The 15042-nt window shown below is 71.0% G+C and carries 11 protein-coding genes and 1 pseudogene; 4 read left to right on the top strand and 8 right to left on the bottom strand.

Annotation, left to right across the window (positions count from 1 at the left end; all coding sequences use genetic code 11):
• Positions 1 to 35: 35 nt before the first annotated feature.
• Genes ABD371_RS08305 through ABD371_RS08290 form a run of 4 tightly spaced genes read right to left on the bottom strand, consistent with a single transcriptional unit; the run spans position 36 to position 2704 of the window.
• Positions 36 to 422, bottom strand: a complete 387-nt coding sequence (locus ABD371_RS08305) for an ectoine synthase (RefSeq protein WP_344474396.1) — start codon at positions 420 to 422, stop codon at positions 36 to 38.
• Positions 403 to 1221, bottom strand: a complete 819-nt coding sequence (locus tag ABD371_RS08300) for a creatininase family protein (RefSeq protein WP_344474394.1) — start codon at positions 1219 to 1221, stop codon at positions 403 to 405. Before ABD371_RS08300 ends, ABD371_RS08305 begins: the two co-directional genes overlap by 20 nt.
• On the bottom strand, positions 1218 to 2111 hold the full coding sequence (locus ABD371_RS08295) for a beta/alpha barrel domain-containing protein (protein WP_344474392.1): 894 nt from the start codon (positions 2109 to 2111) through the stop codon (positions 1218 to 1220). The genes ABD371_RS08300 and ABD371_RS08295 overlap by 4 nt, the downstream gene beginning before the upstream one ends.
• Positions 2112 to 2164: 53 nt before the next feature.
• Positions 2165 to 2704, bottom strand: coding sequence for a hypothetical protein (locus tag ABD371_RS08290; RefSeq protein WP_344474390.1), 540 nt, complete (start codon positions 2702 to 2704; stop codon positions 2165 to 2167).
• Between the two features lie 611 nt (positions 2705 to 3315).
• Between ABD371_RS08290 and ABD371_RS08285 the strand changes: the two genes are divergently transcribed.
• The gene (locus tag ABD371_RS08285) at positions 3316 to 4266 is read left to right on the top strand and encodes a polyphosphate kinase 2 family protein (RefSeq protein WP_344474388.1); all 951 of its coding nucleotides are present in this window, start codon (positions 3316 to 3318) and stop codon (positions 4264 to 4266) included.
• A gap of 74 nt (positions 4267 to 4340) precedes the next feature.
• Complete coding sequence (locus tag ABD371_RS08280; protein WP_344474386.1) at positions 4341 to 7061, top strand: cation-translocating P-type ATPase; 2721 nt, start codon at positions 4341 to 4343, stop codon at positions 7059 to 7061.
• Positions 7062 to 7143: 82 nt separating this feature from the next.
• On the opposite strand, the gene ABD371_RS08275 is transcribed toward ABD371_RS08280, so the two are convergent.
• A complete protein-coding gene (locus tag ABD371_RS08275) occupies positions 7144 to 8565 on the bottom strand; it encodes a sulfatase family protein (RefSeq protein ID WP_344474384.1) in 1422 nt (473 codons plus the stop codon).
• A gap of 163 nt (positions 8566 to 8728) precedes the next feature.
• A complete protein-coding gene (locus ABD371_RS35840) occupies positions 8729 to 8821 on the bottom strand; it encodes a putative leader peptide (protein WP_332903363.1) in 93 nt (30 codons plus the stop codon).
• Between the two features lie 199 nt (positions 8822 to 9020).
• On the opposite strand from ABD371_RS35840, the gene ABD371_RS08270 reads away from it, so the two are divergent.
• The gene (locus tag ABD371_RS08270; RefSeq protein ID WP_344474382.1) at positions 9021 to 9563 is read left to right on the top strand and encodes a GNAT family N-acetyltransferase; all 543 of its coding nucleotides are present in this window, start codon (positions 9021 to 9023) and stop codon (positions 9561 to 9563) included.
• Positions 9529 to 12453 (top strand): annotated as a pseudogene (locus ABD371_RS08265) (AAA family ATPase); the annotation flags it as partial. The gene ABD371_RS08270 and the pseudogene ABD371_RS08265, both read left to right, overlap by 35 nt.
• Here ABD371_RS08265 and ABD371_RS08260 read toward each other — a convergent pair.
• Positions 12421 to 14277 (bottom strand): glycoside hydrolase family 13 protein, encoded by a 1857-nt coding sequence (locus ABD371_RS08260; RefSeq protein WP_344474380.1) that lies wholly within the window; start codon positions 14275 to 14277, stop codon positions 12421 to 12423. The pseudogene ABD371_RS08265 and the gene ABD371_RS08260 overlap by 33 nt on opposite strands.
• A complete protein-coding gene (locus ABD371_RS08255; protein WP_344474974.1) occupies positions 14274 to 15038 on the bottom strand; it encodes an HAD family hydrolase in 765 nt (254 codons plus the stop codon). The genes ABD371_RS08260 and ABD371_RS08255 overlap by 4 nt, the downstream gene beginning before the upstream one ends.
• Between the last annotated feature and the right edge of the window lie 4 nt (positions 15039 to 15042).

Genomic DNA, 15042 nt, shown 5'->3' with positions numbered 1-15042 from the left:
GGAATACGTATCAGCGGAGCGCGGAGTCGGCGGAATCAGTAGCTGGATGCCCCGGACTCCGCAAGATTGTGCCGTTCTGTGCCCTTCAGGGGTGGGTTGAAGACACTGATCAGGACGAGATCGGATTCTTGATCGCTCCGGAGATAATGACGGTCGTGCTGATCCAGGACATACATGTCGCCCGGACGGATACGGAACACGTTTCCGTTCGCGTCCTCCACCTCGCCCTCCCCGGATATGCAGTAGCATGCCTCCAGGTGATTCTGGTACTGGAGAAGGGATTCGGTGCCGGCTCTGACGACCGTGTGACAGACGCCGTATCCCATGCCATCGGATTCGATCAGGAGACGGTAACTCTTTCCATTTCCCCAATCGATGTCGCGCTCGGTTCCCCGGACTTCGTCAAGACTCCTGACGTACATTGCCACCCCCTGCGGCCGGTCGGTCATTGCTTCGAAGGAGTCCCTCGCCCTCGCGGACGAGGGAGATCGCCTGGGAGACGATGTGTTCGAAGAGCCGTTCCCCCAGGGCCGCGCTCGAGCCGGAGGTCGAGGACAGCACCCCCTGGTTGGTGCTCCGCGCCACGTCCACCGGGTGGAGATAGACACCCGCGCGCGGCGGGCGGTCGTGGTCGGGCCGGAGGTCGGACACCAGATCGGGCCGGAGGTGGAGCATGAGACTGGTCTCGGTGAGACCGGCGTGCTCGGCGTGCCAGCCGGGGAAGCCGGGCACCTGGTCCCGCAGCCAGGAGTCCTCCACCAGGCTCCACCAGCTGAAGGCGATGATTTCCTTGCCCTCGGCCGAGCCGTGACGGCAGAGACCGTCGAGCGCTTCGAAGATGAAGGGTTCGTTCTCGAAATGGCCGTTGACCACGATGAGCCGGCCGAAAGGCAGCCGGGTCATCGACTGGGCCGTCTCCCGCAGAAAGCGGATGACGGTCTCCCCGCCGGCGTACAGCGTGCCGGGGAAGGCCAACCCGCCACCGCTCTGGGGCAGGGAACGGGCCGCGATCGACTGCGCCGGCACGGTGAACCCGCCCAGCTCGTGCGCGATCCGCCCGGCGAAAGCCTCCGCGAGCACGGTGTCCACCGACAACGGCAGATGCGGACCGTGCTGTTCGGTCGCGCCGATCGGCCAGACGACGTCCCGGCCGCGCACCTCCTCGACGACGCTCGCGCTGGACAGCTCGGCCAGGTCGCGCCCCTGGGGCCGCGGTGTCATGACGCCACCGGGGAACGGTCGGTCCGCCGGTCCGCCGTGCCGGGCGGGGACGCCTCGGAGAGGGCGCGCGTCTCGTCGAGGATCCTCTCCAGCGTCTGGTACATGTCGGTGTGCAGCGCCGTGTACACCTGGGCGACGGTCGCGCCCATGCTCAGATAGTCCATGACGTCGCGGCCGGTGGTGATGCCGCCGCAGCCCAGGACGGGCAGGGAGAACCCCTGCCGCCGCAGCCGCCAGAGGGCCGCGAGCACCAGCGGCTTGATGCCGGGGCCGGAGTAGCCGAAGGCTCCGCCGAGTTCCGGTTCGCCGTCGGCCGGGGAGACGACGATGCCGGGGATGGTGTCGCTGAGGGTGATGGCGTCGGCCCCGGCCCCCGCCGCGGCTGCCGCGCGGTCCTCCAGGCCCTCGCCGGCGGCCAGTTTCACCGAGAAGGGCAGGGCCGTCCGGCTCCGCACCGCCGCGGCGTAGGCATGGACCCGCTCGGGGGTGTCCTTGAGCCCGTCCTCCTCGTTCAGACAGGAGATCCCGAGCTCCAGCGCCCGGCAGCCGGTGCGGGCGACCTGCCCGGCGAGCTCGCCCAGTTCCGCAGGGGTGTCGGCGTGCAGTGAGGCGATGACGGGCAGGCCGTCGGCCGCGAAGGTGCGTAAGACGTCCAGCCAGTACGAGACCGGCCGTTTGGAATACGTGGTGCTGTTGATCATGCCGGTGTCGAGCCGGATGATCCTTTCGTTCAGCGTGGCGGGCGGGCTGGGGTGAATCGTCTTGGTGACGACCGCTCCGGCGCCCACTTCCAACAGCTTGCGGATATTGCGTTCCTGGTCGGTGAGCAGGCCCGAGCCCACCAGCACCGGGTTCTTGAGCGTCAGGCCGAGAACGTCCACATGCGGCATGGGAGACCTCCCTCTGAGTTGCGGAGAAAGCGTGGGACGAGAGGGGAGAGGCCTCAGGAGGCGCGGAATCCGGCGGTCTGCCGGGTGCGCTCGGTGGCCGTCAGGATGCCGTCGATCAGGAGCCCCGGGTCCTTGCTGAAGTCGTCGATGTCGATGACCTGGACCGAGCCCACCCGGTGCAGCCCCTTGAGGAGATGGCTGGCCGACTCCACGAACGGCTGCTTGGTGAGCATGACGATCGGCCGCCCGAGCGCGGTGGCCCAGCCCAGCTCGACATGGGTTCCGTCGGTGCGGAGCAGTATGTCGTCCGAGAGAACGGGGAGAACCGGGACGAAGACATCGCACTTGGTCATCCAGCGGAAGTCGCGCACGGACACCTGGTCCGGAGTGAACGATGCCGTCTCGACGCCGAACTTCTCCGCCACATGGGCCGAGAAGACGGTTCCGCCCCTCTCCTCCACATGCCAGATGGCTGTGGATATGGCGTCGCGCAGATCTCCTTCGAAGCCGCCCGGAAGAATGGCGTGCTGAATCGGGCCGCCAACGAATACATCCAGGCCCGCAAGTGTTTCGGCCGTCTTGACTGAAGACATTTCTCCGCCCATTTCTGGTCTTGGGTCATATGCGGGAAGGAGGCGCTCCGCTCGGCTCGATCATTCGCGCGGAATATCTTTGTTCGCGATCTTCCCGGAAGTTCCGACCGTAGGGACGGCCCGTTTGAGGCGTCAAGCCGGTGACGCAAAGGTGTAGAGGGCACTCTGTGTTAGTGACAGCTAATTCATTTAAGGGGATTATCACCCTAAAGTGGGTGTGCCGAAATGGGATGAATGGTGAATGATGGTGCATATCCCAAGGTGATGCACGTGATGCGTGTAAGCAAAGCAAGATCCCTTCGGCTTCGTCGCGCTGTTCACGGAAGGTGATCTTCGTCGGCTTTGCCGCGGCGCTTCATCTGTCTCGGAAGGAACCCTTGGCGAGATGTTTCCTCCGCCGGCTGTGCCGGTCCGCGTGCCCGGCACACGGACCATGGGCGGCGAACTCCCGCACCCGCACCGGTCTCGGGGGGCGATCTTGTTCGGGCGAGCAGAGAATGAGCGCGAGGCCGCTTGAGCCGCCGCAGCGGTGCTTCCGGTCGGGCTGTCGGCCGCGGAGCCTCCGGGACGCGCCACGCCCACCCCGGACCAGGGAAGAAGGACTGATCGTGATGTCGGACAAGAGAGCCCGGCGCATCGCGGATTTCATCGGGCCACTACGGGTGGAACCGGGGACGAAGGTGCGCCTGCACCGGGACTTCGACCCTCGGTACAAAGCGGGTCTGAAGAAGCGGGAAGGGATCGAGCTGCTGCGGACCGGGGTGTCGCTGCTGGCCGAGTACCAGGAGCGGCTGGCCGCCCAGGACACCTACGGCGTTCTGCTCTGTCTCCAGGCGCTCGACGCCGGCGGCAAGGACGGAACGATCCGCCATGTGATGAGCGGGGTCAATCCCCAGGGCGTACGGGTCAGCAGCTTCAAGGTGCCCTCGGCCGAGGAACTCGACCACGACTACCTCTGGCGCTACGCCCGGCGGCTGCCCACGCGCGGTGAGATAGCCATCTTCAACCGCTCGCACTACGAGGAGGTCCTCGTCGTACGCGTCCATCCCGAGAACCTGGTCCGGCAGAAGCTGCCGGACGCCACGCGCGGGCCGGACATATGGCAGCGGCGTTACCGGGAGATCAATCACTGGGAGCGCTACCTCACGGACAACGGGTTCAAGGTGGTGAAGATCTTCCTGAACCTGTCCAAGGAGGAGCAGCGCATCCGCTTCCTGAAACGGATCGACCTGCCGGAGAAGAACTGGAAATTCTCCGCGGCCGACGTCCGGGAGCGGCGTCGATGGGACGACTACCAGCACGCGTTCTCCGAAATGCTGTCGGCCACGAGTACGAAGTGGGCACCGTGGTACGTCGTGCCGGCGGACCGGAAGTGGTTCGAGCGGATCTGCGCGGCGGCGATCCTCGCGCACACCCTGATGGACATCGATCCTCAGTACCCCGACATCGGGGAAGAGGCACGGAAGGAACTGCTCGTCACCAAACGGGACCTGGAGCGGGAGGCCCCCTCCGGGGCGTCGCCCGATCCGTACACCGACCGGCCGAAGAAGAAGCGGGGCTAGGGAGCCCTGGGGCCTGCCGGAGCGGGGTCGAGTCCGGCTGTGCTCATCGGCGGCCACGGATCGGAGGCGGAACGATGACGGTGCGTTCGGATTCCGGGGGAGAGCGGTCTCCCTCTTCGGCCGGGGGCTGGTACGCGCACGCTCCCGATGACGTCGTAGCGGCGTTCGGCGTCGATCCGGCGGCCGGTCTCTCCGCGGCACAGGCCGCGCGACTCCTGGCCTCGCACGGCCCGAACTCGCTGCCCGAGGAGAAACGGCCCCCGGGCTGGCGTCGGTTCCTCCAGCAGTACCGCAGTTATATGCAGATCGTCCTCGTGGCCGCGGCGGTCGTCTCACTGCTCGTCGGGGAGTGGACCACCGCGATCCTGCTGTCCGTCCTGACCTTGCTGAACGCGGTCATCGGCCTGCGCCAGGAGGGCAAGGCCGAGAGCGCGATGAACGCGCTCCAGTCGATGATGAAGGCGACGGCACGGGTACGCAGGGACGGCACGGAGGCCGAGATCCCCGCCGAACAGCTCGTCGTCGGCGACATCGTGCTCATCGCCGCGGGGGACCAGGTGGCGGCGGACGGACGCGTCATCGAGGCCAGCGCCCTCCAGATCGACGAGTCCGCGCTCACCGGCGAGAGCGTTCCCGCCTCGAAGAGCACCGGCGCGCTGCCGGGCCCGCTGCCGGCGCCCGGCGACCGGGCGAACATGGCGTTCATGAACACCCCGGTCACCCATGGCAGCGGGGTCCTGGTCGTGACCGCGACCGGTGCCGCGACCGAGGTCGGCAAGATCTCCGGAATGCTGTCGGCCACGGAGAAGGAGGTGCCGCCGCTCACCAGGGAGCTCGACACCCTGACGCTGTGGATCACGGGGGCGGCGGCCCTGACCATGATCGTGATGTTCGTCCTGGGGCGCGGCCGGGACCAGGCCTGGGACGTCCTGTTCGTCAGCGCGGTCTCGCTGGCCATCGCGGCCATCCCCGAGGCCCTGCCGACCGTCACCCAGGCGATCCTCTCCGTCGGCAGCCTCAACCTGGCGAAACGGAACGCCATCGTCAAGGAACTGCCGTCGGTCGAGACCCTGGCTTTCACCTCGGCGATCAACTCGGACAAGACCGGCACCCTGACCATGAATCAGATGACGGCCGTCGAAGTCGTGAGTCCCACCGACCGGTACACCGTCTCGGGCACCGGCTACGGCCTCGACGGGAAGATCCACCATGCCGCGGGTTCCTCCGCGGGCATCGAGGACGCGATCCTGCCGTACGTGGTGGCCAGCGACGCGAAGCTGGTGGACGGCCAGGTGGTGGGCGATCCCACCGAGGGCGCGCTGCTGGTGCTCGCGCACAAGGCCGGGCTGGACATCGAGGCCACGAGGGAGCGCCTGCCCCGGCTCGCCACGCTGCCGTTCGACCCGGACTACAAGCTGATGGCCACCTTCAACTCGGCGGTCGACGCCTCCGGCCGGCAGGTCGTCCGCTGCTTCGTCAAAGGCGCGGCCCCGGCGGTGACGGCGCGGGCCGCCACCGCGCTCGCGGCCGGCGGGACCGTCCCGTGGGACGACGGACTGAAGGCGCGCGCCAAGGCGCAGAACGAGCGGATGGGCGGCGAAGGACACCGGGTGATGGCCGCGGCCACCCGTGATCTGGACCCGGCCGGCTTTGACTCGGACGGCGACCTGCTCGCGTACGTCACCGAGCTGCGGGTGACCAGCCTCGTCGGCATGGTCGACCCACCCCGCGAGGACGCCAGGGCCGCCGTGGCCGGCGCCCAGGCGGGGCACATCAGGGTCCGCATGGTGACCGGCGACGACGTCACCACCGGCGCGGCGATCGCCCGGCAGCTCGGCATCCCCGGCGAGGCGGTCCTCGGCGCGGACTTCGCCGCCATGAGCGAGGCCGAGCGGCTCGCCCGTGTCGAGGGCATCGGTGTGGTGGGGCGCGTCGCGCCGGAGCACAAGGTGCTGCTCGCCGACACGCTCAAGAAGAAGGGCGATGTCGTGGCGATGACCGGGGACGGCGTCAACGACGCGCCCGCCATCAAAGCCGCCGACATCGGCATCGCCATGGGCAGCGGCACGGACGTGGCGAAGAACGCCGGACGCATGATCCTCTCCGACGACCGCTTCGCGACCATCGTCTACGCCGTGGAGCAGGGCCGGAGGATCTACGACAACCTCACCAAGTACATCCGGTTCGTCCTGCTCCTGCTGGTCACTTTCGTGCTCACCTTTCTCGGTGCCACCGTCCTCAACATCGCCGCCGGGGAGCCTTTCACCCCGCCGCAGGTGCTGTGGATCCACTTCGTCGTCAACGCCTCCTTCGGATTCGCGCTCGGCTTCGACCGGGAGAGCCCCGGGCTCATGCGGCGCAGGCCGCGTCCGCGAGGGGAATCGGTGCTCACCCGGCCCGTACGGGTCACGGTCGGCCTGGCCGGCCTGGCGGTCACCGTCATCCTGCTCGGACTGATCAAGCTCGGCCAGGCCCACTTCGGCAGCGTCGAGACCGGTCAGTCGATCGCGTTCACCGCCTTCGCCCTCTGTCTGATCGTGGCCGCGTTCGAGTGCCGGAGCGAAACGGATTCGGTGCTGACGACATCCACCTTCGACAGCAGGCAGATGAACTGGGTGGCACTGGCCCAGTTCGTGCTGGCGGTGCTGGTGACCCAGATGGACGTTTTCCGCCGCATCCTCGGGACGACCCGGATCGACGCGCGGCAGTTCGGCTGGGCGCTGCTGGCAGCCCTCGCACTCCTGCTCCTGTGGGAACTGGGCAAGTTCCTGGCCCGTCGCTCCAGAGACACCTGACGCTCCGGCGCTCCACAACCCGGTGGTCCCGGCCCGGACGCCGGGGAGACGGCCGGCGGAACGCCCCCCGGACGGCCCGGGTTCACGAGGGGTACGGCAGCAGCCCCTGGTCGATCCGTTCCCACGCGCTCCTCAGCTCCGCCAGGAGTTCGGGCCGTACGGAGGACTTGTCGGCCTGTTCACGGATGTCCTCCGACAGCCGGTGGAGGCGGTCCCTGCCGTCCTTGCCCCGGTAGTACTTCCACTCGCCCCGCCGCAGCGCCCGCTCTCCCCGGACACGCCAGAACAGGTCGCGCGAGGGCGCCTCGGCGCCGCGCAGCAGATAGCCGGCGAGGCTGACGCCGTCGAGGGGGTACGCCGGATGGGGCCGCGCCCCGCCCACCTCCAGGAGGGTCGCCGTCCAGTCGGGGGAGTACACCGGAACCCGGCTGACCTGTCCGCCGTCGATCCGTGCGGGCCAGCGCAGGATCGAGGGCACCCGGATGCCGCCGTCCAGGAGCGACCCCTTGTTGCCGCTGAGCGGCCAGTTGTACGAGAAGCGTTCGCCGCCGTTGTCGCTGGCGAAGATCACCAGCGTGTCCTTCTCCTGCCCGGACCGCTTCAGGGCCGCGAGCACTTCGCCGACCGAGCGGTCGAGGTCCTCGACCATCTGCCGGTACTTCGCGAGCGATCCCCCGTCCTGGTGCCGCAGCGCCCGCCGGTCGCCCGCCCGGATCCGGCGGACGATCTCCGCGCCGGCCTCCTCGTCGCCGTCGGCGATCCACGGCCAGTGCGGGGTGGTGAAGTTGAGGTTGAGGAGCCAGGGCGCGCGCCCGTGGTCGCGGCTGACGTACTCGACGGCCCGTTCGGTCAGGACGCGGGTGTAGTAGCGCAGGTCGCGGTACTCGGCGTCGCCTTCGTAGAGGTCGTACTCACCGCCGGAACTCAGCTTGGAGTAGTACTCCAGCGCCCCGCCGAAGTTGCCGAAGAACTCCTCCCAGCCGGACCGGGTGGGGCTGTGGTCGGGCAGGTAGCCGCAGTGCCACTTGCCGATCAGGGCGGTACGGTACCCGGCGTCGCGCAGCAGCGAGGCGAGGGTGGGATGGGCGGGGTCGAGCCCCACCGACCGGTCCGCGATCGGCTCGGCGAGCCCGCCCCTCGTACGGCCCGGGTAGCGGCCGGTGTAGAGGCTGAACCGGGTGGGCGAGCAGGTCGCGGAGCCGCTGTACGCGTCGGTGAACCGCACGCCCTGCCGGGCGAGCCGGTCCAGATGGGGTGTGCGGATCTCCGGCGCGCCGTAGGACGACAGATCGGCCCAGCCCAGGTCGTCGCCCAGGATGAACAGCACATTGGGGCGTCGGGCACTCCGGCCGGGCGTGCGGGCGGCGCGGAACGGACGCTCGGCGGAAGAAGTTCCGCCGCTGTCGGCGGCGGCCTCGGCGGCGGAGAGCCCGAGGGCCGCCACGGCCCCGGCGGCGGTACCGCCGAAGGCACGCCGGGACAGGGAGGAGTCGAAGGAGGTCACAGGGGTGCTCCAGGGCAGGAGTGCGGGTCCTCACGGACGCGTGGCACGCGCGCGGACGGTACGTCGGAAACCGGAACCGGGGTTGCCGGGGCGGGGGAGTGCGGTACGGGGCGCGCCCGGTCAACCGGAAGGCCGACGAGGCCTCAGGGCCGGGCGCGGTGGGTCAGACGCGACGACAGATGGCGCTCGCGACACGGACCAGGTCGACGTGGCGGCGCTCCACAAGACGGACCCGCAGGTCACCCAGTGGCTGCATGCCTCCAGACCCTTCCCGATGCCCCTCCTCCTGTCAACGCCCCTCCCACCCCTCGAACCTCCGCCGAGGCAGGGCTTCGCACATGTCCGGAGAACCTCTCCGCCTGCCGTCCCGGGAGCCCGGAAACATGTCCGGTGATCCCCCTGAGTGCCGCCGGATATCCTGCATCGTTCTGAAACGAGCCAGGAAGGTCCTCATCATGAGCAGTGCCACGTCGCCCTTTCCCGATCGGATCGAGCTCGTGGGGGAGGGTCTCGTCCTGCGCGACTGGGCGGAAGGGGACCTGGCCGCGATGCCGGAGCTGTTCGACCATCCCGACATCGCGTACTGGACACCGATCGTCTCGCCCTTCGACGAGGCGGCGGCTCGCGCGCGCCTGGACCGAAGCCGGCGGCTGAGGGCGGAAGGCACGGCCATCCTGCTCGCGATCACCGTGGACGGCGGCGCGCCGCTCGGCGAGGTGATGCTGCGGCGCGCCCCCGAGGGCACGGAACTCGGCTACGCGGTCGGCCCGGCGCACCGCGGTCAGGGGGTGGCCGGGCGAGCGGTGCGAGTGATGGCGGAGTACGCCTTCGGGGAACTGGCCCTCGACCAGGTGATCCTGGAGCTTGAGGCGGAGAACGCCGCCAGTGTCGCCGTGGCCACCAGGGCGGGATTCAGCCTGCTCGATGTTCCGCTGATCAAGGGCGAGGACAAGGGACGCCCCTATGCCCTGCAGACGTGGGGTCTGCGTCGCCCCTGATCCACAGCGCCCGAGAACGCGCCCGAGGCCAACAGCGGAATCCCGCCCGCCCTCGCCGTTCCACCGGCCCCGCCGGGGACGGGATCCTGCCACACAGCGTCAAGATCCGGACTGCGCGCGCTGTCCGGTGGAACGTCCATGCATAGGGCACCGTCCTCTCGCTTGGCAATCGGCCGCGACCCGGTACGGGTGCTACCCCCGGCGGCGGCCGGACCGCAACGGCGAAAGAGGTTTCGTGGAGCAGCTGTGGGAACGGGAACACGCCCTGGACGAATCCGCGCGGTGCGCCGCCCTGGCACGGGCGGGCGAGGGCCGGTGGCTGCTGCTGCACGGGGATACGGGCGCGGGGCGGACCGCTCTGCTGAAGGAGGTCGTCCGGCGGGAGTCGGCGGACGGGCGGATGCGCGCGCTGCGGGCCCATGCGGCCCCGGGGGAGGAGGAATTCGCCTACGCGCTGCTGCGCCGTCTGTTACCCGGGGCCGGACAGCTGCCCTTCGGCGGGCTCTCTCCCAGCGCGGAGCAGCGGCTGCTGCACCGACTCACCGAGCACCTCGCGGTCATGGCCGCACAGCGGCCGGTGCTGCTGGCGGTGGACGACATCCACCATGCCGACGCGGCTTCGCTGCGGTGGGTCGCCTATCTCTCGCACCGTCTGGTCCGCCTGCCCGTGCTGCTCGTGCTCACGGCGTGTACCGGCCCCGGTCGCTCCGGTGCCCTCTTCCCGCCCGGCGCGGGCCAGGAACTGCACATGGACACGGGCGGCCGTGTTCCGCTGCATCCGCTCGGACCCGAATCGGCCGGCCGGATCCTCACCAGCAAGGCGCTGCGCGGCGACCCGGCCCGCAGGGCCGCCGCCATGGGCGCCGGCAACCCCGGTCTGCTGAACGCCCTGGCCGCCGGGTCGGCCGCGGGGGAACCGGAAGACCTCGCCGCCGGCGCCGGCTACCGTACCGCGCTGGCCCACTGGCTCGGCAGCCCCGCCGCCCCGGCGCGCAGGCCGGTCGCGCTCACGCTCGCGCTGATGCCCGGCGCCGACCTGCCGCCCCTCGGCGACACGTCCCTGATCGCCTCCGCTGTCGTCCCACTGCCCGACCGGTCCACCGTCGACAGCCACCTGGCCGAACTCATGCCCCTGCTGGCCGCGCCCGAGGTGCGCGAGGCCGTCCTCGCCACCGCGACCGACCAGGAACTCCCGCATTACCGCCGCCGCCTCGCCCACGCCCTCTACGACCACGGCAGGCCCGCCTCCTGCATCGCCCGTCTCCTGCTGCACACACCCCAGACCGGTGAAGCCTGGATCACCCACACCCTGGAGGAGGCGGCCGAGCACGCCCTGCGCGCCGACGACCCCGAACACGCCGCCGGAATTCTTCGGCATGCCCTGACCGGACCCGTCGAGCCCACCCGCCACTGCGCCCTCACCCTGCGGCTCAGCGCGCTGGACATGCTCCACTCCTCCCGGACCGGCATCCGCCGCCTGCGCGCGAGCCTGCAACGGGCCGACTGCCACGACCCGTACGCCGTCTCCGAATCCCTCAGCGGCGCACTCGTCGCCCAGGGCCATGTCCACCACGCGCTCCAGATCCTCAAGGAGACCGGCCGCGCCGCCGACGACGACCAGCTCAACGCGACCCTGCGGATCGCCGTCGCCGGGCTCTCCAACCACGACGCCCGCGAGTGGCACCACACCGTCCACGACCTGCGCGAACTGCAGAGGACCGTGGAACCGTCGGTGGAACCCCTGGTCTGTGCCCTGCTCACCATCTACGAGGGCGGCACCGGCCGGATCGACGTCCGCACCGCCACCGAACGGATCACCACCCGGCTCCACCGCCCCGTCAACCGCCGGCTGCGCACCGGGTTCATCGCGGCCGCCGCCGCGATCCTCGAATGGGCCGACCGACTGGTCGAGGCCAGAAACCTGGTCGACCGCGAACTGCCGGCCGTCTCCCTGCCCCCGGATCTCACCAACCAGGCCCACCAGCAGCTCATCGCCACCCGCACCCAGGTGGACCGCAAGCTCGGCCGTTTCCGGCAGCTGATCGAACAGACCACTCCCCTGCTGGAAGCGGTCCAGGACGACGACGTCCAACTCCCCTACCTCCGTGCGCTGACCGCCTGCGCCTGGTACGAACTGGGCAGCCCCGAACGTGCCTGGCGGCTGCTCGACGCCTTGGGCCCCCTGCCCGACAACACCTCCTGGACCTGGGACGAAGTCCTCTACACCCAGGGCCGTCTGCACCTCGGGGCCGGCGACTGGCACCAGGCCCTCGCCGTTCTCACGACGCTGGGGGCCCGGATGGACCGCCGCGGCTTCGTCAACCCCGTCGGGCAGCCCTGGCGCACCGGCGCCGCCACGGCACTGGTCCGCCTCGGCCGCCACACCGAGGCCCGGACCCTCGCCGAGGAGAACCTCCATCACGCCCGCGCCTGGGGGACGGCGCGTGACATCGGCACCGCCCTGCGCACCCTCGCCCTCACCCTGCGGGGTCGTCCGGCCCTGAACACCCTGGCCGAAGCCGTGGGCATGCTCCGTACCGCGCCCGCCCCGGCGGAGCTGATCGTGACCCTCACCGACCTCGGCCGGACGCAGACCGACACCGGAAGCACCTGCCAGGGCCACGCCACCCTGCTGGAAGCGCTCCACCTCGCCCAGACCCTGCTGCCCCCGCAGCCGCCGGACGGGCTCGTCGAACCGCCGACCCCACGCCTCCTCGCCGGGGTCGAGCACGCCCTGCGCCGGCACGACGCCCACCGCCGCCCGGCGGCACCGGCGGCCCCCTCCACGGGCCTCACCCCCGCCGAGCGCCGTATCACCGAGCTGGCGGTCCAGGGCCTGACCAACGACGAGATCGGCTCACAGCTGCATCTCGCCCGTCGCACCGTGGAGACGCATCTGACGAAGGCGTACCGGAAACTCGGCATCACCCGCCGCACCCAGCTCGCCGCCAAGGTCGGCGAGGTCGCCGGACGGCGCTGACCCGCGAGGGCCCGGATCCCGCCGGTGGGGCGTCGCCGTACCGGCGGCAGGGGGCCGCTTCCCCGGGGCGGTCTCCGGGGCGCGCAGCCAGGCGGCGGTGTCGCGGGGCAGCCCGAGGCGGTGCAGGGGGCCGCTGGCTAGGAGGAGGGTGTGCCCCGGTGGCAGGGGGACGGGCCGGTCGCCGAAGTTGACCACGCAGAGCAGGTCACCCCGGTGGAAGGCGAGGACGTCCGCCTCGCCGGGCAGCCACCGCAGCGGGACGCCGGACGCGGCCGGGCCCGAGCGGCGCAGCCGCAGCGCGGCCCGGTACAGCTCCAGTGTCGAACCGGCGGTGCCGTCCTGGGCCGCCACGGTCAGTCCGGCCCACCGCCCGGGCTGCGGCAGCCAGGGCTCGGCCCCGTCCCGGGTGAAGCCGTACGGCGGGGCCGAACCGGACCAGGGCAGGGGGACCCGGCAGCCGTCGCGGCCCGGGTCGGTGCCGCCGGAGCGGAAGTGGACCGGGTCGCGGAGCCGTTCCGGCGGAATGTCCTCGACCTCCGGCAGGCCCAGCTCCTCGCCCTGGTAGAGGCAGACCGCCCCGGGCAGCGCCAGCATGAGCAGGGCGGCGGCCCGGGCGCGGCGGGTGCCCAGGGCGAGGTCGGTGGGGACGCCGCCGGTCCTGGCGGCGAGGTCGAAGGAGGTGTCGGTCCGGCCGTACCGGGTGACGGTACGGGTCACATCGTGATTGCACAGTACCCAGGTCGCGGGGGCGTCGACGGCCGTGTGGGCGTCGAGGGTGGCCTCGATCCGGCCGCGCAGCGGCCCGGCCGCCCACGGACTGCTCAGGAAGTCGAAGTTGAAGGCCCCGTGCAGGACGCCGGGACGCAGATAGCGGGCGAACCGGTGGGGCTCGTCGGGCAGCCAGATCTCGCCGGTCAGGACCCGGGGGTCGGGGTAGGAGTCGGCGACGGCGCGCCAGGAGCGGTAGATGCCGAGGAGTTCGTCGCGGTCGACGTAGGGATGCGGCCCGCGGCGTTCGGCAGGGGCGTCCGGGGCGTCCGTTTCGGGCAGGTCGGGATCCTTGGCCAGGGCGACGGCGGTGTCGATGCGCACCCCGGCGGCACCCCGGTCGAACCAGAAGCGGAGCACGGACTCGTACTCCGCTCCCACCCGGGGGTGACTCCAGTTGAGATCGGGCTGTTCGGGCGTGAACAGGTGGAGGTACCACTCGCCCTGAGTGCCGTCGGGCAGGGTGGTGCGGGTCCACGCGGGGCCGCCGAATTCGGAGTTCCAGTTGTTCGGCGGACGCTCGCCGCCGGGCCCCCGGCCGGGGCGGAAGTGGAACAGGGCGCGCTCGGGGCTCCCCGGGGGCGCGGCGAGCGCCGCGCGGAACCACGGGTGGGCCCGGGAGACGTGGTTGGGCACGAGGTCGACGAGGGTGCGCAGACCCAGCTCGCGGGCCGCGCCGATCAGCCGCTCGGCCTCGTCCAGGGTGCCGAAGTCGGGGTGGACGCCGCGGTGGTCCGCCACGTCGTAGCCGCCGTCGGCCATCGGGGAGGGATACCAGGGGGTGAACCACAGAGCGTCCACCCCCAGCCGGGCCAGATACGGCAGCCGGTCCAGGACACCGGCGAGATCGCCGGTGCCGTCGCCGTTCCCGTCGGCGAAACTGCGCGGGTAGATCTGGTAGACGACGGCGTCGCGCCACCAGTCGGACCCGGTCGCGGCGGAGTCCGGCACCGGCACGGCCGTCATGACCGTCGCCCCGGGTCCGGATCGGCGGAGTACGGCGTCCCCGCCAGGTCCACCGCCCACAGGCCGGGCAGCACCCGGTCGGCCGCGGAGTAGTCCAGGGAGCGGGTCAGCTTGGTGGGGACGGCGGTCACGGTGATCCCGGCGGCCTTCGCGGCGGCCACCCCGGTCAGCGAGTCCTCGAAGGCGACACAGCGCGAAGGCGGCACACCGAGCCGGGCGGCGGCCTCCAGATAGACGGCGGGGTCGGGCTTCCGGCGGGGTACCTCGTCGCCGCCCACCACCGTGTCGAAGAACTCCCCGATGGCGAAGTGGGCCAGCCAGCGCGAGACCCATTCCCGGTCGGCCGCCGACGCCACCGCCAGGGACAGACCGGCCGCGCGCAGCCGCGGCAGCAACTCCCGGACGCCCGGCAGCAGCCTGATGTGCTCGGGGGTCATGAACCGCTCCCACAGCAGGGACAGCCGCTCCCGGAGTTCGGCGTGCGTACCGGGGCGGTCGGCGGGAGAGCCCCCGGAGCCCGGCCGGCCCGGTGCCCCCAGGGGATCCAGCAGCAGATCGAACAGGCGCGGGTAGCCGTCGGGCCGGCCGCACACCTCCTCGGCCCACAGCCGCGCCGGGAGGGTGGCTCCGTGCTCCTCGAACAGGGCGGAGCAGGCGAGGAAGTCGGGGCGGACGGAGTCGATCAGGACGCCGTCGTGGTCGAAGACGACCGCCTCGGCCTCGGGGGCCGAGGGCGGGCGCGGGACGCCGGGGCCGGTCATGGCG

Source organism: Streptomyces amakusaensis (assembly GCF_039532665.1).
Lineage (GTDB): Bacteria > Actinomycetota > Actinomycetes > Streptomycetales > Streptomycetaceae > Streptomyces > Streptomyces amakusaensis.
This window is presented reverse-complemented; position numbering and strand designations above follow the sequence as displayed.